The following is a 19,551-nucleotide window of genomic DNA, read 5'->3' on the forward strand; positions in this document are numbered from 1 at the left end:
CGGGGCGCGGCCCGCGTCACCGGGTGGTGTAGCGGCGCCGCGTCCACAGCGGCAGCACGAACCAGCACAGTCCGTACCAGGCGACCACGGAGGCCACCAGGTACGGCACGTACGAGTCGTGCGTGGCCACGCGCAGGATCAGCAGCAGCGAGGCCGTCATGGTGGCCAGCAGCAGCACCAGGCCGACCAGGGTCAGCCGGGACGCCCAGCGCACCGCCTGCGGTTTGACCCGGCGCCCGGAGACCAGCCGGTGCAGGGAGACCGGCCCGATGAGGGCGCCGGTCGCGCACGCGCCGAGGACCACGGTGACGATGTAGATCGCCTGGTCGGTGTCGGGCAGCTGCGCGTACCGGGGAGTGAACACGACGGTCAGCAGGAAGCCGAACAGGATCTGCACACCGGTCTGGGCGACGCGGACCTCCTGGATCAGCTCGCCCCACATGCGGTCGGCGCGTTCCTCCTCGGTCTCGTTGCGTCCGCTGCGCGGATGCTTCGACCGCTCCTCCGTGACCGCCACGTCTCCTCCCGTCTCCCGATGCCGTCGCATGGGAACACGGGTTCCCCGTCCGGGCGAAAACGTGACGGCCTTCGGTGCGAGAAGTGTCACCGAGCGCGGAACGGGCTACCAGCGGTGCTCGACCTGGTCCTTGATCCGCCGTTCGTACAGGTCCCGGATCGCGCCGAGCGTGGCCTCGTCCAGTGCGGGCAGCCGGGCGGCGGCCGCGTTGGCGCGGGCCTGCTCGGGGTTGCGGGCGCCGGGGATGACCGTGGTGACGCCGGGCTGCTGGACGATCCAGCGCAGGGCGAGCTGGGCGGGGGTGTATCCCTCGGGGGCGAGCGCGGAGAACTCGGCGGCGGCCTCGACGCCGGTGGTGTAGTCGACGCCGGAGAAGGTCTCGCCGACATCGAAGGCCTCACCGTGCCGGTTGTAGGTGCGGTGGTCGTCGGCGGCGAAGACGGTGTCCTTGGTGTACTTGCCGGACAGCAGGCCGGAGGCGAGCGGGACGCGGGCGATGATGCCGACGCCCGCCTCGCGCGCGGCGGGCAGGACCTCGCGCAGCGGCTTCATGCGGAACGGGTTGAGGATGATCTGCACGCTCGCCACGTGCGGGCGGGCGATCGCGGTCAGCGCCTCGGCGCAGGTCTCGACGCTGACGCCGTAGGCGGCGATGCGCTCCTCCTCGACGAGGGTGTCGAGCGCGTCGAACACCTCGTCGGAGGAGTAGACGGGCGTGGGCGGGCAGTGCAGCTGGACCAGGTCGATGCGGTCGACGCCGAGGTTGCGGCGGGAGCGGTCGTTCCAGGCCCGGAAGTTGTCCAGGACGTAGTTCTCGGGGATCTGGTCGACGCGGCGGCCCATCTTGGTAGCGACCAGCACGTGCAGGTCGGGCCTGCTGCGCAGGAAGGTCGCGATGGTCTGCTCGCTGCGGCCGTCGCCGTAGACGTCTGCGGTGTCGAAGAAGGTCACCCCCGACTCGGCCGCCGCCTCCAGCACCTGGAGGGCTTCCTTGTCGTCGACGTCTCCCCAGTCGGCGCCCAGCTGCCAGGTGCCCAGACCGATCACGGAGGCATGCTGACCCGACCTGTCGAATGCGCGCTCTTCCATGGCGGCAGTCTGTCACCCGGGGCGTACCGGCGCGGAACCGGCTGCTCCGCCCGGGCGTCCGGGGCCGGTGTCACCCGAACGGGTGATCCGCGATTCCGGCCGGGGCCAGGCCGGCCACCCCGCGCCTAGCGTGACCACGTGACCGATCGTTCAACGGGCAACTTGACCCGGCGGGGTTTCCTGGGCGCGGCGGGCGCCGCCGTCCTGCTGGTGGCGGCCGACCCCGCGCAGGCGGCCGCGGAACTGCCGGACTTCCCGGCCGGTGTGGAGCTGTACCGCACGGCCTACCGCAACTGGGACGGCGAGATCACCGTCACCGGCCTGTGGGCGTGTGCCCCGGACGGCGCGGACCGGGCGGCCGCCGTCGCCACCTGGGCCTGGCGGCACGGCTGGACGGTCCGCGCGCGGGGCGCCGCGCACGGCTGGTCCCCGCTGGCCGTCCCGCCGGACACCGCCCCGGACGCGCGCGTGCTCCTCGTCGACACCACCCGGCACTTCACCGGCCTGTCCCTGGACTCGCCGTCCGCCGTCCGCGCGGGGACCGGCGTCACCATGGAGGCGCTGCTCACCTTCCTGGAGGGGCACGGCCTGGGCGTGACGGCCGCGCCCGCGCCGGGCGACCTGACGCTGGGCGGCGCCCTCGCGATCGACGCGCACGGCACGGCCGTACCGGCGCGGGGCGAGGAGCGGCTGCCGGGGCACACGTACGGCTCGCTGAGCAATCTCGTGCTGGAGCTGACCGCGGTGGTGTGGGACGCGGACGCCGGCGGCTATGCGGCGCGGACCTTCACCCGGGACGAGGCCGACTGCGCGGCGCTGCTCACGCACCTGGGGCGGACGCTGGTGACCGAGGTGGTGCTGCGGGCCGGCGCCGACACGCATCTGCGGTGTGTCAGCCGTACGGACATCCCGGCGGCGGAGCTGTTCGCGGCGCCCGGGGCGGGCGGGCGCACGCTGGCGAGCTTCCTGGAGTCGTCCGGGCGCGTCGAGGCGATCTGGTTCGCCTTCACGGAGGTCCCCTGGCTGAAGGTGTGGAGCGTCGCACCGACCCGGCCGCTCACCTCCCGGCACGTGACGTCGCCGTACAACTACCCGTTCTCCGACACCGTGCCGACGCCCGTGGCGGATCTCGCCGGGCGGATGGTGGCGGACGGCGCCTGGTACCTGGCGCCCGTGCTGGGCAACGCGCAGTTCGACGCGGCGGCGCTGGGACTGGTGGCGACGCTGTCGGCGGACCTGTGGGGCCGGTCGAAGAACACCCTGCTCTACCTGCGGCCGACCACCCTGCGGGTACACGCCAACGGGTACGCGGTGCTCACCCGGCGGGACGATGTGCAGCGGGTGGTCGCCGAGTTCACCGCCTTCTACCGCGAGCGGCTGGCCGCCCACGGCGCGGCCGGCCGCTTCCCGGTCAACGGCTCGGTGGAGATCCGCGTGACCGGCCTCGACGACCCGGCGGACGCCGGACTGCCCGGCGCCCGTACCCCATTGCTGTCCGCGCTCCGGCCCGACCCGGAGCACCCCGAGTGGGACACGGCGGTCTGGCTGGACGTCCTGACCCTGCCCGGCACGCCGGACGCCCCGGCGTTCTACCGCGAGCTGGAGCGGTGGCTGCTGGCGACGTACGACGGCACGCGCGCCCTGGCCCGCGTGGAGTGGTCCAAGGGCTGGGCCTACACCGAGCGGGCCGCCTGGAGCGATCCGGACGTGCTCGCCTCGGACGTGCCGCGCTCGCTGGGCCCCGCCTGGCAGGAGGCGTCCCAGGCGCTCGAACGGCTCGACCCGCACGGGGTGTTCAGCAGTCCCCTGCTGGAGCGGCTGTTCCCCTGAGCGGGCCGGACGACGTCACGCCGGGGCCGCCGGGAGGGGCGCGTCCCCCGTGAGGTGGGCCTGCACGGTGGGTCCGTAGCGGTCGGCGATCTCCTCCACCGGCGCCGACCGCAGTCCGTCGGCGCGGGCGACGCCGTACATCACGCCGAGGCCGACGACGGCCGCCACGGCCAGTTCGGCGCGTACGGCCGCGTCGGCGCCGTCGAGCCGGTCGGCGAGCCTGCGGGTGACCTGGGTGCGGAAGTTGGCGCGCAGGATGTCGCCCTGCTCGCCGTGGAGCGGGGCGAAGGCGATGCGCAGCAGGGGGTCGGCCCCGCGCTCGCGCTGGCCGAGCACGACGTGCCGGACCATGTGCCGGCCCAGCTGCTCCAGGGGGGCGTCCAGCAGGGCGTCGGCGTCGGCCTCGAAGGACATCACCCGGGCGAACAGGGCGTCCTTGTTGCCGAAGTACTTCAGGATCAGCGGCGGGCTCACCCCGGCCCGCTCGGCGACCGCCTTGAGCGTGATGTCGGCGTGCGCGTGCCGGGCGAGAAGGTGGCGGACGGCGCGCAGGATGGCCGCCTTGGTCGCCTCGGCGTCGCGGCGGGCGGGGGTGGGCTCGGGGGCCGGGGCGTCGGGCGGGGTGGGGCCGCCCGATCGCGCTGCGGAGGGAGGAGTGCTCACGCTCCTCATGCTCCCTCCATCGCCTCCTGCGCGACGGCCGGGGTGCCGTCCTGCCCGCCGCGGGCGTGCTCGGGACGCCCGTCCCCGGGGATCGTCAGGGCCACCGCGGAGGCCGCGAGGGCGACCGCGCCCGCGATGCCGAAGGCGAGCAGATAGCCGTGCAGGGTCGGTACCGGCAGGCCGCCGACGGGACGGGTGTGGTGGACGAGCACCGCCGCGACGACGGCGCTGGAGCCGGCCTGGCCGATCGTGCGCAGCAGCACGTTGACGCCGTTGGCGGAGGCGGTCTGACCGGCCGGGACGGCCTTGAGGATCAGGGCCGGCAGGGCCGAGTAGGCGAGCGAGGTGCCCGTGGCGACGATCGTCGCGCCGACGATGATCATGGTCAGGTCGCGGCTGTCGGCGATGCGCACCGCGTATCCGGCGGCGATCACGGCGGCGCCGAGCGCGAGGGTGACGCGCGGGCCGTGCGCCGCCGAGATGCGGGCGGACAGCGGGGCGAGCAGCAGCATGCACAGGCCGCTGGGCAGCAGGCACAGGCCGGTCTCGACGATGGACAGCCCGAGGCCGTACCCGCTGGCCTCGGGTGCCTGCACCAGCTGGGCCGTCACCAGGGTGTTGGCGTAGAAGGCGAAGCCGGTGAGCAGGGCCGCCACATGGGACAGGCCGACGCGCGGCCGGGACACCAGCCGCAGGTCCACCAGGGGCTGCGCGGCGCGCAGTTGCTGCCACGCCCACAGGGCGAGCACGGCGACGGCCGCGCCGAACAGGCCGAGGACCCGGGCGCCGGCCCAGCCCCACTGGCCGCCCTGGGACACGGCGAGGAGCAGGCAGATCAGTCCCGCGGCCAGGCCGAGGGCGCCGGTGACGTCGAAGCGGCCGGGCTCGCGCACGGGCGACTCGGGCACCGCCCAGCGGACGAGCGCGACGCCGGAGGCGCCCAGCGCGGCGGTCATCCAGAACATCACGTGCCAGTTGCTGTACTGCACCACGAGGGCGGCCACGGGCAGTCCGAGCGCGGCGCCGATGCCGACGGTGGAACTCATCATGGCGACGGCCGATCCCCGGCGCTCGGGGGGCAGTTCGTCGCGCAGGATGCTGATGGACAGCGGGACGACGGAGGCGGCCGCGCCCTGGAGGGTGCGGGCGGCGATGAGGACGCCGATGTCGGAGGTGAGCGCGCACGTCACCGAGCCGGCGGTCATCAGCGAGAAGGAGGCGAGGAGCACGCGCCGCTTGCCGTACATGTCGCCGGCCCGCCCGAGGACCGGGGTGAGGACGGCGGCCGACAGGAGTTGGGCGGTGACCATCCAGGAGACGGTCGCGGCCGTCGAGTCGGTCAGTCGCGGCAGGTCCGGCAGCAGGGGTACGACGACCGTCTGCATGACGGCCATGAGCGTGCCGCAGTAGGCCAGGACCGGGACGGTGAGCCGGGCCCTCAGCCCGCCGGCGCGGGCGGGCGGGGCGGGTATCGGGGCGGGCGACGCCATGGGCACTCCAGCGACCGGGGCGAAAACAAAAAGGTGAATGGCGATTCACCAAGGTTTTCACCTTATCGGTGAATCGCCATTCACCCAAGTGCCGGCCGGGCGGTCGCGGCGCTATTCGCGGGAGGTGAGCGTCCGGGCCTGGGCGGTGCGGGCGAGCCGGTGCCCCAGCCGGCGCTTCAGGCGGCGCAGCGCCTCCAGCCGCCCGGCGGCCCGGTCGAGCCGGTAGTACAGCTGGGGCGGGACGTACGGCAGCAGGGGCGAGTGGCGCTGGCCGAGCAGGGCGAACATCTGCTCCGGGGGCAGGTCGATGTAGCGCGGCAGGTTCTCGTACCACTGGGCGCTGTAGCGGGCGGCGCTCTGCACGGACAGCAGGGCCGCGCGCCGCTCGCTCTGGTAGGCGGCGAGGGCCTGCGGCAGGGCGTCGTGCGCGCGCAGGGCGCCGGCGAGCGCGATCGCGTCCTCCAGGGCGAGGGTGGTGCCGGCGCCGATGGAGTAGTGGGTGGTGTGGGCGGCGTCGCCGAGCAGGACCAGGCTGCCGTGGCTCCAGCTGCGGTTGGTGAGGGTGCGGAAGGTGAGCCAGGGGGCGGGGGCGTCGGCCGGGGCGCGGCCGATGAGCGGGCGGCCGTCCAGGACGTGCGCGAAGAGCTTCTCCAGCAGGGCGAGGGAGTCGGCCTCGGTCGCCCGGTCCAGGCCGAGGCCGTGGAAGGTCTCGGGGGCGCACTCGACGACGCAGGTGCTGCGTTCGGGGCTGTAGGGGTAGCCGTAGCACCAGATCCAGCCGTGCTCGGTCTCGACGAAGGCGAAGGTGAAGGCGTCGAAGACCTTGTCGGTGCCGAGCCAGATGTAGGGGTTGCGGCCGGCGCGGACGTCGGTGCCGAAGTGGTCGGCGTGCCGGGTGCGCAGCGCGCTGCGGACGCCGTCGGCGGCGACGACGAGGTCGGCGTCGGGGATGCCGCGCCCGGTGATCTCGTGGTCGTACTCCACGCGTACGCCGAGGGAGCGGGCGCGGGCGGCGAGGATCTCCAGGAGGCGGTGGCGGCCGATGCCGTGCCCCTCGTCGCCGCGGTGCCGGGTGGACAGATCGCGGACGTGGGCGACGCCGTCGCTCCACCGCACGGACGCGTCCTCGATCGCGCGGGCCGATTCGGGGTCGTGGGCGTGGAGCCGGTCGAGCAGTTCACGCCAGTAGGTCACGCCCCAGCCGTAGGTCGAGCCCTCGGGGTCGCGTTCATGGACGGTGATGTCGTGGGACGGGTCCTGGCGCTTGAGCAGGATGGAGAGATACAGGCCGGCGGGCCCGCCTCCGACGCAGGCGACCTTCACGCACACCCCCGGAAATCACGGAACGTTGTCATGAGGCAACGCAGGGTATCAGCGGTGCGCGCGATGACCCGTGCGCCGCGTTTCGCGCCATTTCCGTGGCGTGAGCGGCGTCACCGGACCGGCGACCGGGGGCCAAAGATCATCGGAAAGGCCGGCGCGCCGGCAAGGAATTGCCCGTTCCGGGGCGGTCGGGGCCGCGACCACGGCAAGATCAACTTGGTTCAACTCTGCACGACATGTACGTAATTGTCCTGATCGCAGCCAACCGGTCACGGGCGATTTCTCCCGCTCCCGCCCGGCTCGATAGGCATGCGGAGTCACCCCTCGAACACCACTTCGGAGGCCTCCCATGCCCGAACTCAGCCGCCGCCGCGCGCTCGGCGCCGCAGCCGCCCTCGCCGCCGGCACGGCCGCAGCGCAGGCCCTCACCGCCACCCAGGCGTCCGCCGCCGACCACCAGCACGGCTCCCCCGCACCCTTCGACGAGGTCTACAAGGGCCGCCGGATAGAGGGCCGTCCGGTCTCGGGGGGCGGTCACCACCACGGCGGCGGCTACGGCGTGTTCATCGACGGCGTGGAGCTGCACGTGATGCGGAACGCGGACGGCAGCTGGATCAGCGTCGTCAGTCACTACGACCCGGTGGCCACCCCGCGGGCCGCCGCCCGCGCCGCGGTGGACGAACTGCAGGGCGCCCGACTGCTGCCGTTCCCCGCCAACTAGCCCGCCCGCACCCACACTTGGAGCCCTCGCACATGACCGTCCGCAAGAACCAGGCCGCCCTGACCACCGACGAGAAGCGGCGGTTCGTCGCCGCCGTCCTGGAGCTGAAGCGCAGCGGGCGCTACGACGAGTTCGTCAGGACGCACAACGCCTTCATCCTGGCCGACACCGACAACGGCGAGCGCACGGGCCACCGTTCGCCGTCCTTCCTGCCCTGGCACCGCAGATTCCTGCTGGAGTTCGAGCAGGCGCTGCAGTCGGTGGACTCCTCGGTGGCGCTGCCGTACTGGGACTGGACCGCCGACCGCACCGCCCGCGCCTCGCTGTGGGCGCCGGACTTCCTGGGCGGGGACGGGCGCAGCCTCGACGGCCGGGTGATGGACGGGCCGTTCGCGGCCTCGGCCGGCAACTGGACCGTCAACGTCCGGGTGGACGGCCGTACCTTCCTGCGCCGGTCGCTCGGGGCGGGCGGGCGGCAGCTGCCGACCCGGGCCGAGGTCGACTCGGTCCTCGCCATCCCGACGTACGACATGGCGCCGTGGAACAGCGCCTCGGACGGGTTCCGCAACCATCTGGAGGGCTGGCGCGGGGTCAACCTGCACAACCGGGTCCATGTGTGGGTCGGCGGGCAGATGGCGACCGGGGTCTCCCCCAACGACCCGGTGTTCTGGCTGCACCACGCCTTCGTCGACAAGCTGTGGGCGGACTGGCAGCGGCTGCACCCGCAGGCGACCTATCTGCCGGGCGGCGGTACGCCGAACGTGGTGGACCTCGGCGAGACGATGAAGCCGTGGAACGACGTGCGGCCCGCGGACCTGCTGGACCACAGGCCGCACTACACCTTCGACGCGGCCTGACGGGCCGCGCAGGGGTCGGTCAGGCCTCGGCCGTGCGGCACTCCGGGTGGCCCCAGCCCTGCGCGTTCTTGGCGATGGGCTCGCCGGCCGCGTAGGAGCGGCCGCACAGGCAGCGGCCGGGGAACTTCGCCTTGATCGTGCGGGAGGAGGACCCGGCCGAGCCCGATCCCGTGCGCTTGGCGGGCGCCTTGCGGCGCGGGGCCCTGGCCTGCGGGACGTCCGGCGCGGGCGGCGGCTCGGGGGAGCCGAGGGCGCTGCCCGCCGCCTCCTGGGCGCTCGCGGCCTGGCTGGCGGCCCGGTCGGCGAAGTCGTTCAGCGGGTCGCCGTCGACCTGGTGGGCGGGGACGTAACGGAACTCCACGGAACGGCCGGCGAGGAGTGCGTCGATCCGGACGACGAGTTCCTGGTTGGCGACCGGCTTGCCCGCGGCGGTCTTCCAGCCGTTGCGCTTCCAGCCGGGCAGCCAGGTGGTGACGGCCTTCATCGCGTACTGCGAGTCCATGCGGACTTCCAGCGGCACGTCCGGGTCGGTGGCGGCGAGCAGCTGCTCCAGCGCGGTCAGTTCGGCGACGTTGTTGGTGGTACGGCCGAGCGGCCCCGCCGCCCAGCGGGCGGGGCCCTCCGACTCGTCCGCGACCACCCAGGCCCAGCCGGCCGGTCCCGGGTTTCCCTTCGAAGCCCCGTCGCACGCGGCCACCAGTCGTTCACGCATGCGCACGATCATGCCACGCGGCGGCGGGGCGTCCGGCCGGTGGCCGGGCTGGGTCAGCCGACGTCGGTGGTCTGCGGCATGTCGCCTGCGGTGGTCGTGACGTCGATCACGGAGAAGGCGGCGCCCTGCGGGTCGCTGAGCGCGGCGAACCGGCCGAAGGGGCTGTCCATCGGGCCGAAGCGCAGCACGCCGCCGAGCCGGGTCGCCCTGGCCACCGCGTCGTCGCAGTTCGGGACGGTGAAGTAGACGTTGACGTAGGAGGGGATCTCGGGCGGGAACTCCTCGGTCATCCGCATCCTGCCGAGGACGGTGTCGCCGCCCACGTCGAACAGGCGGAAGTCGACCTGGTCGTCCTGCATCTGCTTGGCCGTGTACGGGAAGACGGCGGGCAGGAAGGCGTCGGTCTTCTCCGGCTCGCGGGTGAAGACCTCGGCCCAGCAGTAGGCGCCGGGCTGCGGCGCGGAGGCCTCGAAGCCCTCGTGGGCGCCGGCCTGCCAGACGCCGAAGACGGCGCCGCCGGGCTCACGGGCCAGGCACATCGTGCCGTACTCGCCGACCTGCATCGGCTCCATCAGCACCTCGCCGCCGTTGTCGCGGATCTTGCGGGCGGTGGCGGCGGCGTCGGGGCTGGCGAGGTACAGGCACCACTGCGACGGGGCCTCCTGGCCGGGCATCGGCGGGACGACCGCCGCCACCGCCTTGCCGTCCGCGTAGGCCTGGGTGTAGTTGCCGTACTCCGACTGCGCCTCGCCGAAGGTCCAGCCCAGGACCTCGCCGTAGAAGCTCTTGGCCCCCTCGACGTCGCCGAACATCGCGTCGGCCCAGCAAGGGGTTCCCTCAGACAGTGCGGCCATGACTGCGGCCCTCTTCCGGTTCGGTGGGTTGTGTCCGGTTCCTCACGCTAGCCAGGGGCAGCGCGGACCGCGCGCCGAAATCGTTGGACGCGGGGCGCGCGGGTCCGGTCTCATGGCGGCGTGTGTGCCGTGAAGATGCGTCCCGACGAGATCGACCTCGACGCCGGGCTGGTGGCCCGGCTGATCGCCGCCCAGTTCCCGCGGTGGGCGACGCTGCCCGTGGAGCGGGTCGCCTCCTCCGGCACGGAGAACGCCATGTTCCGGCTGGGGGCGGACCTGGTGGTGCGGCTGCCGCGGTACCCGGGCGCGGTGGCGGACGTCGAGCACGAGCAGCGCTGGCTGCCGCGCCTGGCACCGCTGCTGCCGGTGCCCGTGCCGGAGCCGGTCGGACGGGGCGTGCCCGGCGAGGGCTTCCCGTGGCCCTGGTCGGTGCTGCGCTGGCTGGACGGCCGCAACCCGGTCGCGGGGGCCGTGGAGGAGCCGGAGGCGCTGGCCGAGGACCTGGGGGCGTTCGTCGCGGCGCTGCGCCGGGTGGACGCGGCGGGTCCGCCGGGCTACCGGGGCGGTCCGCTGCACACCCGTGACGCCTCGACCCGCGCGGCCGTCGCCGAGCTGGGCGACCGGGTCGACGCCGGCGCGGTGACGGCGCTGTGGGAGGAGGCCCTGCGGGCCCCCGCGCACAGCGGGCCGCCGGTGTGGGCGCACGGGGACCTGATGCCCGGCAACGTGCTGGTCCGCGACGGCCGGCTCAGCGCGGTGATCGACTTCGGCACGGCGGGCACCGGCGATCCGGCCGTCGACCTGATCGCCGCCTGGTACCTGCTGCCCGCCCCGGCCCGCCCGGCCTTCCGCAAGGCGGTGGGCTGCGACGACGCCGAGTGGGCGCGCGGGCGGGGCTGGGCTCTGTCGATCGCGCTGGTCGCGCTGCCGTACTACTGGGAGACCAATCCGCCGGTCGCCGAGACGTCCCGGCATGTGATCGCCGAGATCCTGGCGGACGCGGACCGGGGGGTCTGAGTCCCCCTGCGGTCACTCCCCCGCGTACGCCTTCTCCAGCGCGGCGATGTCGAGCTTGCCCATGGCCAGCATGGCGTTCATGGCGCGTGACGAGCTGTCCCGGTCGGTCGAGGCGATCATGTCCAGCAGGACCTTGGGGACGACCTGCCAGGAGACGCCGTAGCGGTCCTTGAGCCAGCCGCACGGGCCGGGCTCGCCGCCGTTCTCGGTGAGCCTGGTCCAGTAGTGGTCGATCTCCTGCTGGTCGTCGCAGAGGATCTGGAAGGAGATCGCCTCGTTGAAGGTGAACTCGGGGCCACCGTTGAGCGCGACGAACTTCTGGCCGTTGGCCGTGAAGTCGACGGTCAGCACGCTGCCCGCGGGGCGCGGCGCGCCCTCCAGGTAGTGGGTGACCTTGCCGAGGCTGGAGTTCTTGAAGACGGAGACGTAGTAGTGGGCGGCCTCCTCGGCCTGGTCGTCGAACCAGAGACAGGTGACGAATCCGTCGGCGGTCATGAGCTTCCTCCTGCGGGGAGCGGGTGCGGGACGCACGGTCATCTGTATCGACCGCCGGGCGGCCGGAAACTCATCGGTGCCCGGGCGCTCTGCCCATGGCGAATCTGCCGCGGGCAGAGAAATCCCCTCCGGACACGGGTGCGGGCCGACAGTGGGGTCGACGGCATCACCGACGGAAGACAGGAGAGCCGATGACCCCGCTCACCACGCTCGCGCCACGGGCCGAGGACGGCGACACGCAGCCGACCCGGTTCGACGACCATCTCGCCGCCCAGTTGCTGGGGCAGCGGATCGTGCTGCTGGGCACCCAGGTCGACGAGGTGTCCGCGAACCGGGTCTGCGCGCAGTTGCTGATCCTGTCCGCGGAGGACCCGCACACCGACATCAGCCTGTTCATCCACTCCCCCGGCGGCTCGGTCCACGCGGGTCTGGCCATCTACGACACGATGCGGCTGATCCCCAACGACGTCTCCACGCTCGCCATGGGATTCGCCGCCAGCATGGGCCAGTTCCTGCTGAGCGTCGGCGCGCCGGGCAAGCGGTTCGCGCTGCCCCACGCGCGGATCATGATGCACCAGCCGTCCGCGGGGATCGGCGGCACCACCGCCGACATCGAGATCCAGGCGGAGAACCTGGAGTTCACCAAGCGGACCATCGAGCGGCTCATCGCGGAGCACACCGGCCAGAGCCCGGAGACCATCGCCCGCGACGGCGACCGCGACCGCTGGTTCACGGCCGAGCAGGCCAGGGAGTACGGCATGGTGGACCGGGTCGTGGAGTCCTTCGCGGACGTCCGCCCGGCCGCGACGCGGCGACGGATGGGACTGTGACCATGGGCAGCTACACGATTCCGAACGTCATCGAGCGCACCCCGCAGGGCGAGCGGTCCTTCGACGTCTTCAGCCGGCTGCTGAACGAGCGGATCATCTTCCTCGGCACGGAGATCGACGACGGCGTCGCCAACGTCGTCATCGCGCAGCTGCTGCACCTGGAGTCGGCGGCCCCGGAGAGCGAGATCTCGATCTACCTCAACTCCCCCGGGGGATCGTTCACTTCACTGATGGCGATCTACGACACGATGACGTTCGTGCAGGCGCCGATCTCCACCTTCTGCGTCGGGCAGGCGGCCTCCACGGCGGCCGTGCTGCTCGCGGGCGGGGACCCCGGGCGCCGGTTCGTGCTGGAGCACGCGCGCGTGCTGCTGGGCCAGCCGGCCTCCGGCGGGCGGCAGGGCACGGTGTCCGATCTCGCGCTGCAGGCCAAGGAGATGGTCCGCATCCGCGGCCAGGTGGAGGAGGTGCTGTCCCGGCACACGCACCACGACATCGCGACGCTGCGCGCGGACATGGACCGGGACAAGGTGTTCACCGCCGAGGAGGCCGTGGCCTACGGCCTCGCCGACGAGGTCCTCAGCAGGCGGCTGGTCCGGGTGTGACGCCGGACCGCCGCCACCCGGTCAGGCGGCCAGGCACAGTCCGTTGTACGGCGCCGTGGTCGTCGCCGGGCGGCTGTGGCGGGCCGGCCGGGTGAGCCGGGTGTGGGCCCGCGCCAGCAGGTCGCCGAGGCTCAGGCCGAGGGCGTGGGCGGCGGCCGCGAGGACCTCCGAGGATGCCTCCTTGCGGCCCCGCTCGACCTCCGACAGATAGGGCATGGAGATGCGGGCGGCGTCGGCGACGTCCTTGAGGGTGCGCTCCTGCGCGAGGCGCTCGCGGCGCAGGACGTCGCCGACCAGGTCCCGCCAGAGCGGCTCACGGGCGTCGTCCCGGTCGCCGGGACGGTCGCCGGGGCGGTGCCCGGGCCGGGCGGCCGGCGGGCGCAGCGGGATCACACGGGCTTCGTCGGACCTGGGGCTGCTCACCTGATGGGGCGTCTGGTTGCTCACCTTCCCAGCCTAGGAGGCGTGGCCGGCAGGGGAAGGGACCGGCGTTCCGCCCTGGGTGAAGTCCGGGGAGCCGGGCGGGCGGGAGACGGGTTCCGGCCAACCCTAGAATTGGGGTGGCATGTGTCGCCGGACCCCGGGTAGGCGCAGCGGGAGTGCACATGTCGTGACCGTCCGTCTCGTACCGCCTGCAGGAGGGGAAAGCCGATGTCCACCGCCGTGATCCGGTCGGAGGCAGGGCCCGTGGAGGACACCGCTGGGACCAGCGCGGGTGAGGGAGGTCTGCCGGGGGGCGTGGACGCGCGGAGCGTGGCTCCGCGGGACGCGCGGGAGCTGTCCCGCCAGTTCTTCAAGCGCCTGGCAGAGCTGGAGGAGGGCACGCCGGAGTACCAGTACGCCCGCAACACGCTCATCGAGATGAACATGTCGCTGGTGCGGTTCGCCGCCGGGCGGTTCCGGGGCCGCGGGGACGACATGGAGGACATCGTCCAGACCGGGATGATCGGCCTGATCAAGGCCATCGACCGGTTCGAGCTGTCCCGCGAGGTGGAGTTCACCTCGTTCGCGCTGCCGTACATCGTCGGCGAGATCAAGCGGTTCTTCCGGGACACGACCTGGGCGGTGCACGTGCCGCGGCGGCTCCAGGAGCTGCGGGTGGAGCTGGCCAAGGCGCGGGACGAGCTGGCGGGGCGGCTGGACCGGGAGCCGACGGTGGCGGAGCTGGCCACGTTGATGAACCTCTCCGAGAACGAGGTCGTCGAGGCGCAGATAGCCGCGAACGGCTACAACTCGTCGTCGCTGGACGCCGCGCTCACCGGCGACGGGCCGGAGCACGGGGAGGCGGTGCTCGCGGACTTCATCGGGGTGGAGGAGCACGGGCTGCGCCTGGTGGAGGACTTCCAGTCGCTGGCGCCGCTCATGGCCGACCTGGGCGAACGCGACCGGCGCATTCTGCACCTGCGGTTCGTGGAGGAGGCCACCCAGGCGGAGATCGGCGCCCAGCTCGGCTGCTCGCAGATGCACGTCTCCCGCCTGATCAAGCGCATCATCACCCGTCTGCGCGAGGGCATGCTCGGCGAGCTGGACTACGCCTGAGCCGGCCCCGCACCAACGTCCGACGCGCGGTGACCCCGGGCCGGCCCACCGAGTGGGCAGGGCCCGGGGTCACTGGTCGTTCAGGGCGACCACGGCGCGGACGCGCTTGCCCACCGGGACCCGTTCCACGGTGACGCTCCACGCCAGCGCGTGGACGATCTCCAGGCCGTGCCGGCCGATGCGCTGGGGGTCGCGGGGGAAGCGGCGCGGCAGGGCGGCGCTGCTGTCGTAGACGCAGACCACGACCTCGCTGTCGGTGCCTTCCAGGTCGAGTATGTAGGGGCCGTTGCTGTGCCGGTCGGCGTTGGTGACGAGCTCGCTGACCACGAGCAGGAGTTCGTCGAGTGCGCGATCGCCGATGCCGGCGCACCACTCGTTCTTCAGCTGCTCGACGAACTGCGCGGCGAACGCCCGCGCCTCGGCGATGCTGCCCGGTTCGCCCGTGTAGTGGGCGGCCCGCCTGAGTGGTTCCACGGGCACGTCGAAACCAGTGGGTATCACTGCCCCGCCCAGGTGATCGGTCATGCGTGGTCTTTCTAGGAAGCCGGACTGGCCGGATGCTGCTGCACCTGTCCTCGTACCCCGAGTCTGGCGCCGCACTCCCCGGTGCGCGGGGGACGGGGAGTGCGGTTGATTACAGTGCGGGCGTCCCCTCCGGCGCTTCCGGCGTGAGGGTCGTGACGCCCGGTGCGGCGCTGGTGGTGAGGGCCGGCGAGCCCGGTGCGGGCAGGCTGGTCGTGCCGGTGGCCGTGGTCTCGCCCGGGGGCGGGGTGGACGGCGGGCTGGAGGACGTCGGGGGTGCGCTGGTGGTCGGCGTGGACGACGTGGTGGGCGGGGTGCTCGTCGGCGTGCGGTGGTGGCTGGGCTTGTGCGAGGACGGCGACGTGCTCGTGGAGGAGGGCGGCTCGGAGCTGGGGGTCGTCGAGCCGGAGCTGGGCGTGTTCGACGTCGGTGGCTTGGTCTTCGTGGGCGACTCGGAGCTGGACGACGACGAGGGGGTGTGCGAGGTCGGCGGTGTCGTCGTCGGGGGCTTCGTGGTCTGGCTCGCCGACGAGGACGGGCAGCCGGGGGCGGAGGCACCGGCACCGGACGGGCACGGTGTGGGGCCGCTGGGCGTGGAGACGGTCACCGTCGGGGTGGGCCGGGGCGGCGGCGGGGTCGGCTTGTCGTGGTGGCCGGAGTCCCCGCGGTGCCGGGCGAACCAGTGGTGGTGGTGCTTGTGGTCGTACAGGACGAAGACCTTGACCTCGACGGTGGTGGGCCGGACCACGACGACGTTCGAGGAGCGGTACGACGGCCAGGTCTGGCCGGTCCGGGCGGGCGTGCCCTGCTGGGCGACGGGCGGGGTGAGCGGGTTGCCGCAGGCGCAGCGCACCCGGGGCAGGCCGTGGTCGTCGACGAGGACGGCGGTGCCGGCCTGGAGGACGGCCTGGTAGGTGGTGGCGTCGCCGTCGCGGTAGCCGTGGTTGGTGATCCGGGTGTCCATGCGCAGCTGCACGGGGGTGAGGGAGCGCAGGAAGGCGGCGACGTCGGCGGGGCGGACGCCGGCGACCGAGGCGAACGCCTCGTTCTTGTCGGGGGCCGAGCGCAGCAGCCGGATCTGCTTCTCGATGTCGCAGCTGGAGGCGTTGCGGGTGCCGCCGTACAGGCCGGGGGCGCCGCCGTCGACCTGGCGCACGGCGTTGGCGGGGGCGGTCTCGGTGCCGGTGGAGGGGGAGACGGGCGGGGCCGAGGTCTCGCTGGCCGTCGATTCGGTGAACGCGTCGGGGCCGCTGCCGGCGGCGGGCTGGGCGAAGATCTCGCCGGCGCTCGCCGTACCGCCGCCGCCGGGCCGGGTGAGGACCACGACGAGCGCCACGATGGCGACGAGGGCGGTGGCGACGACGGCGATGCGCGGCGCGGACCGCCACCACGGGTGCCGCGGTTCCTGGCCGTCGCCGGGTCCGCCCGTGCCGGGCGGCTGTGGGGGCGGGCCGGGGGGCGGCTGCGAGGGGCCCGACAGCGGGCCGGACGGTGGTCCTGTGGGATGGCCGGATGACGGCGGTTCGACACTCACGAGCTCTTCTTCCCGCGAGGGGCCCAAAAGGGCGTCACCCGATTTGAGCCAATTTCATACGCATTACTCCTATTGTGTGCTCCGTTCGGCCCTGGTCCGCAAGCGGGCGCGGACGGCTCTCCCGGCAGGCGTGCCAGGTCCGGGCTGCTTAGCGTGGCGGGGTGAGCACGTCGAACCGCCCCGGCCGGGGCGTCGCCCGCGCCGGCTGGGTCCACGCCCTCGTCACCGTCCTGGCCGCGCTGGTCGCCATGGCGGCCACGGCCGCCCTGGGGCTGTGGGCGGCCGGCGCGGCCGGTCTGCCCGGCGGCGGCTTCGGTCCGGTGGTCGCGGCGGCCCTGGTCACGGCCGTCGGCGGCGCCCTGGAACTGTCCGGGGACGCCGACGCGCTGCTGGACACCTCGGCCGGCCTGACGGTGATGCCGCTGTCGGTCACGGTCGTCGGGGCGCTGGTCCTGGCCGCCGGGTTCCTGCGGCCGTTCCGGTCCGGTGCGGTGACGAGCCCCGGGGACACCGCCCGGTGGGCGGGGCGGATCGCCGCGCTGTGGCTGCTCGCGCTGATCGGGGTGGCGTTCGCCGCCCGGCACACCTTCGCCGTCCCGCTGGGCGACGACACGCTCGGTGACCTGGGTGATCTGTTCGGGCTCTCACCGCGGGCCGGCTTCCGGGCGGACGTGCCGCTGACGGTCTTCGTGGGCGTGGTGTGGCTGGCCGGGGTGCTGCTGCTCGCGGTGCTGGTGTCGGGGCGGGTGCCGCTGCCGGGGCGGCTGCCGTCCGCGCGGGCGTCGGTGCGGCCGGCCGCGGAGGCCCTGGTCCTGCTGCTGCTCGGGCAGGTCGTGGTGGGCGTGGTCATCGCCCTCGTCGTCGCGGCGACCCGCGGGCATCCGGCCGAGACACTGGCCGTGGTCCTGCTCGGGCTGCCGAACCTGGTGTGGCTGGGCCTGACACTCGGTCTGGGCGCGACCTGGCACGGGCATGTCCAGGGGCCGTTCGACCTGCCGATGCCGCATGTGCTGGACCAGGTGCTGCGCACGCCGGACATCGCCACGCTGAACCTCGGCACGCTCACCGACCACGACGGCCGCTGGTGGTGGCTGCCGGTCGTCGACGCCGTACTGCTGCTGGTGACCGCCTGGCTGACGGCGGTCCGCTCACCGGTGCGCCCGCCGCTGTGGCGGCACGCCGCGCACCTGGCGGTCGCGCTGGCCCTGGCGGTGCTGACGATCTGCCTGGTCGGCCGGGTCTCCGCGCATCTGAGCCTGTCCGTGCTGGGCATCGGCGACCTGGGCGGCGGGCTGGGTGGCTCGCTGCTGCTGCGGGCCGACGTGTGGCCGGCGCTGGGGCTCGCGGTGCTGTGGGGACTGGCGGCGGGGTTCCTCGGGGCGCTGGCGGCACGGTATCCGCGGCTCAGCCGGGACGGCCGGTGACGGGCCCGGCCCAGTCCGGCGGCGCCTTCACCGTCACCTCGGGTTCCGGTACGGCCTTCACGTCCACCTCGGTCCGCGGGCGCCCGGTGTCCGGGCCACCGCCGCCGCTGCCCGCGTCGCGCAGCGCCGCCACGAAGGCGAGGCAGGAGTCGTAGCGGTCGTCGGGGCTCTTGGCCAGGGCGCGGGCGAACACCGCGTCGACCCGGGCCGGCAGATCGGGGCGGGCCTCGGTGAGCGGGGGCGGCTCGTCGTACTGGTGGGCCCACAGCAGGGCCATGTCGTCGTCCCGGCAGAACGGCGGGTGGCCGGAGAGGGTCTCGTAGACGACACAGGCGAAGCCGTAGACGTCACAGCGGCCGTCGACGGGGCGCCCGGAGATCTGCTCCGGGGAGACGTAGTCGAGGGTGCCGACGAACTGGCCGATCTGGGTGAACCCGGTGAGCGACAGGGACTTCTTGGTCAGGCCGAAGTCGGTGAGGTACACGTGCTCGGGGTGTTCGGCGTCGGTGCCGCGGTCCACCAGGACGTTGCCGGGCTTGACGTCGCGGTGGACCAGACCGTGGTCGTGCGCGGCGTCCAGCGCGGAGGCGACCTGCGCTCCGATGCGCACGGCGGCGGGCAGGGGCAGCGGGCCCTGCCGGTCGATGAGGTGCTTGAGGTCGCTGCCGGGGACGTACCGCATGGCGATGTAGAGCACGCCGTCGGTCTCGCCGGCCTCGAAGACCGGCACGATGTGCGGGTGGTCGATGGCGGCGGCCGTGCGGGACTCGTGGACGAAGCGCTTGCGGAAGGTGTCGTTGCGGGCGAGTTCCGGGGCGAGCAGCTTCAGCGCGACGGTGCGTTCCAGGCTGAGGTCGCGGGCCCGGTAGACGACGGCCATGCCGCCGCGGCCGATCTCCTGCTCGATGCGGTAGCCCGCGATGCGGCGGCCGATCAGTTCGGAGGGTCGGCCGGAGAACAGGCTGGTGTCCGGGGACATCACCGTTCACCCTCGGGCGCCACCAGGCGGGTCGGGGCGCGGGCGGGCGGCGCCGTGGCCCGCGGCCCGGCGTCGGTGGCGTAGGTGCTCAGGCCGGTGCCGTCGCCGTACACCCACTGACCCTGCTCCTCGTCGTAGAGCCAGACGTCGGGGCCGTCGACGACCACCCCGATCCGCAGGTTGCGGGTGCGGTGGCGGAAGGCCTCGCCGTCCAGTTCCCCGGCGGCCAGGTCCTCCACGGCGGTGCGGTAGCGGGCGAGGTCGGCCTCGGCGCGGGCGAGCAGCGGGCGCGGGTCGGGGGCGTTGCCGAGCGGCCCGCCCGGGGTGGGCGGGTCCTTGGGCACGGCGATCAGCAGGCGGCCGTCGACCCAGGCGGACCAGCCGTTGGCGCACACGATCCGCCCCCAATCGCCGCGCCGGTCCACGAGCTGCACCGGGAGCAGCGCGTCGAGGGGCACGGTCGCCCCGGCGGGGTCGGGTGCCGCCCATGCGGGCATGCCCTGCGGGGGCACGACGTGGGTCGGACGGAATCCGGGGGTCGTCATGGGCG

Annotated in this window: 20 protein-coding genes and 1 pseudogene; 8 read left to right on the top strand and 13 right to left on the bottom strand. The window is 73.6% G+C overall.

Translation table 11 applies throughout. From position 1 onward, the window contains the following. Positions 1-16: 16 nt before the first annotated feature. Positions 17-517: a DUF6328 family protein gene (locus IE308_RS11640; protein WP_190217817.1), complete on the bottom strand. Its 501-nt coding sequence runs from the start codon at positions 515-517 to the stop codon at positions 17-19. Between the two features lie 105 nt (positions 518-622). After that, complete coding sequence (locus IE308_RS11645) at positions 623-1,606, bottom strand: aldo/keto reductase (RefSeq protein ID WP_190217818.1); 984 nt, start codon at positions 1,604-1,606, stop codon at positions 623-625. Between the two features lie 138 nt (positions 1,607-1,744). Here IE308_RS11645 and IE308_RS11650 point away from each other — a divergent pair, with 138 nt between their 5' ends. Next, positions 1,745-3,436: a cholesterol oxidase substrate-binding domain-containing protein gene (locus tag IE308_RS11650; RefSeq protein ID WP_190217819.1), complete on the top strand. Its 1,692-nt coding sequence runs from the start codon at positions 1,745-1,747 to the stop codon at positions 3,434-3,436. Positions 3,437-3,451: 15 nt separating this feature from the next. Here IE308_RS11650 and IE308_RS11655 read toward each other — a convergent pair whose 3' ends face one another. From IE308_RS11655 to IE308_RS11665, 3 genes are all read right to left on the bottom strand, one after another. After that, a complete protein-coding gene (locus IE308_RS11655) occupies positions 3,452-4,108 on the bottom strand; it encodes a TetR/AcrR family transcriptional regulator (RefSeq protein ID WP_190217820.1) in 657 nt (218 codons plus the stop codon). Then, entirely contained in the window at positions 4,105-5,589 is a 1,485-nt protein-coding gene (locus IE308_RS11660; RefSeq protein WP_190217821.1) for an MFS transporter, read from the bottom strand. The genes IE308_RS11655 and IE308_RS11660 overlap by 4 nt, the downstream gene beginning before the upstream one ends. Positions 5,590-5,700: 111 nt before the next feature. Further along, the gene (locus IE308_RS11665; RefSeq protein WP_229908834.1) at positions 5,701-6,918 is read right to left on the bottom strand and encodes an FAD-dependent monooxygenase; all 1,218 of its coding nucleotides are present in this window, start codon (positions 6,916-6,918) and stop codon (positions 5,701-5,703) included. Between the two features lie 343 nt (positions 6,919-7,261). On the opposite strand from IE308_RS11665, the gene melC1 reads away from it, so the two are divergent. Together melC1 and melC2 are read left to right on the top strand one after the other, a co-directional pair. Beyond that, positions 7,262-7,633, top strand: a complete 372-nt coding sequence (melC1, locus tag IE308_RS11670; protein ID WP_110626289.1) for an apotyrosinase chaperone MelC1 — start codon at positions 7,262-7,264, stop codon at positions 7,631-7,633. Positions 7,634-7,665: 32 nt separating this feature from the next. Further along, complete coding sequence (gene melC2, locus IE308_RS11675) at positions 7,666-8,490, top strand: tyrosinase MelC2 (protein WP_190217823.1); 825 nt, start codon at positions 7,666-7,668, stop codon at positions 8,488-8,490. A 19-nt stretch (positions 8,491-8,509) separates the two neighbouring features. Here melC2 and IE308_RS11680 read toward each other — a convergent pair whose 3' ends face one another. Together IE308_RS11680 and IE308_RS11685 are read right to left on the bottom strand one after the other, a co-directional pair. Next, a complete protein-coding gene (locus tag IE308_RS11680; protein WP_190217824.1) occupies positions 8,510-9,214 on the bottom strand; it encodes a ribonuclease H family protein in 705 nt (234 codons plus the stop codon). A 41-nt stretch (positions 9,215-9,255) separates the two neighbouring features. After that, the gene (locus tag IE308_RS11685) at positions 9,256-10,056 is read right to left on the bottom strand and encodes a VOC family protein (RefSeq protein WP_190217825.1); all 801 of its coding nucleotides are present in this window, start codon (positions 10,054-10,056) and stop codon (positions 9,256-9,258) included. Positions 10,057-10,191: 135 nt separating this feature from the next. Between IE308_RS11685 and IE308_RS11690 the strand changes: the two genes are divergently transcribed. Further along, positions 10,192-11,073 carry an aminoglycoside phosphotransferase family protein gene (locus tag IE308_RS11690; protein ID WP_190218284.1) on the top strand — a complete coding sequence of 294 codons (882 nt, stop codon included), beginning with the start codon at positions 10,192-10,194 and terminating at the stop codon, positions 11,071-11,073. A 12-nt stretch (positions 11,074-11,085) separates the two neighbouring features. On the opposite strand, the gene IE308_RS11695 is transcribed toward IE308_RS11690, so the two are convergent. Further along, positions 11,086-11,568: a VOC family protein gene (locus IE308_RS11695; RefSeq protein WP_190217826.1), complete on the bottom strand. Its 483-nt coding sequence runs from the start codon at positions 11,566-11,568 to the stop codon at positions 11,086-11,088. A gap of 191 nt (positions 11,569-11,759) precedes the next feature. Here IE308_RS11695 and IE308_RS11700 point away from each other — a divergent pair, with 191 nt between their 5' ends. Both IE308_RS11700 and IE308_RS11705 read left to right on the top strand, forming a co-directional pair. Then, positions 11,760-12,398 carry an ATP-dependent Clp protease proteolytic subunit gene (locus IE308_RS11700; protein ID WP_110626294.1) on the top strand — a complete coding sequence of 213 codons (639 nt, stop codon included), beginning with the start codon at positions 11,760-11,762 and terminating at the stop codon, positions 12,396-12,398. Positions 12,399-12,400: 2 nt separating this feature from the next. After that, the gene (locus tag IE308_RS11705; RefSeq protein ID WP_110626295.1) at positions 12,401-13,003 is read left to right on the top strand and encodes a ClpP family protease; all 603 of its coding nucleotides are present in this window, start codon (positions 12,401-12,403) and stop codon (positions 13,001-13,003) included. Positions 13,004-13,024: 21 nt separating this feature from the next. Here IE308_RS11705 and IE308_RS11710 read toward each other — a convergent pair whose 3' ends face one another. Beyond that, positions 13,025-13,450 carry a helix-turn-helix domain-containing protein gene (locus tag IE308_RS11710; protein ID WP_373314492.1) on the bottom strand — a complete coding sequence of 142 codons (426 nt, stop codon included), beginning with the start codon at positions 13,448-13,450 and terminating at the stop codon, positions 13,025-13,027. Positions 13,451-13,654: 204 nt separating this feature from the next. Between IE308_RS11710 and IE308_RS11715 the strand changes: the two genes are divergently transcribed. Then, positions 13,655-14,542: an RNA polymerase sigma factor SigF gene (locus IE308_RS11715; RefSeq protein WP_190217827.1), complete on the top strand. Its 888-nt coding sequence runs from the start codon at positions 13,655-13,657 to the stop codon at positions 14,540-14,542. 69 nt (positions 14,543-14,611) lie between these two features. Here the strand turns inward: IE308_RS11715 and IE308_RS11720 are convergent, their stop codons facing one another. Together IE308_RS11720 and IE308_RS11725 are read right to left on the bottom strand one after the other, a co-directional pair. After that, positions 14,612-15,067 carry an ATP-binding protein gene (locus IE308_RS11720; protein WP_190217828.1) on the bottom strand — a complete coding sequence of 152 codons (456 nt, stop codon included), beginning with the start codon at positions 15,065-15,067 and terminating at the stop codon, positions 14,612-14,614. A 367-nt stretch (positions 15,068-15,434) separates the two neighbouring features. Further along, positions 15,435-16,598: pseudogene (locus tag IE308_RS11725) on the bottom strand (DUF6777 domain-containing protein); the annotation flags it as partial. Between the two features lie 161 nt (positions 16,599-16,759). Here IE308_RS11725 and IE308_RS11730 point away from each other — a divergent pair. After that, positions 16,760-18,022: a streptophobe family protein gene (locus IE308_RS11730; protein ID WP_190217829.1), complete on the top strand. Its 1,263-nt coding sequence runs from the start codon at positions 16,760-16,762 to the stop codon at positions 18,020-18,022. Here IE308_RS11730 and IE308_RS11735 read toward each other — a convergent pair. Both IE308_RS11735 and IE308_RS11740 read right to left on the bottom strand, forming a co-directional pair. Beyond that, a complete protein-coding gene (locus tag IE308_RS11735; protein WP_110626301.1) occupies positions 18,003-19,001 on the bottom strand; it encodes a serine/threonine-protein kinase in 999 nt (332 codons plus the stop codon). The two genes, IE308_RS11730 and IE308_RS11735, sit on opposite strands and share 20 nt — an antisense overlap. Then, a complete protein-coding gene (locus IE308_RS11740; protein WP_110626302.1) occupies positions 19,001-19,546 on the bottom strand; it encodes a hypothetical protein in 546 nt (181 codons plus the stop codon). Before IE308_RS11740 ends, IE308_RS11735 begins: the two co-directional genes overlap by 1 nt. Positions 19,547-19,551 lie beyond the last annotated feature (5 nt).

Origin of the sequence: Streptomyces griseosporeus, from assembly GCF_014656055.1 — a bacterium.
GTDB classification, from domain to species: Bacteria; Actinomycetota; Actinomycetes; order Streptomycetales; family Streptomycetaceae; genus Streptomyces; species Streptomyces griseosporeus.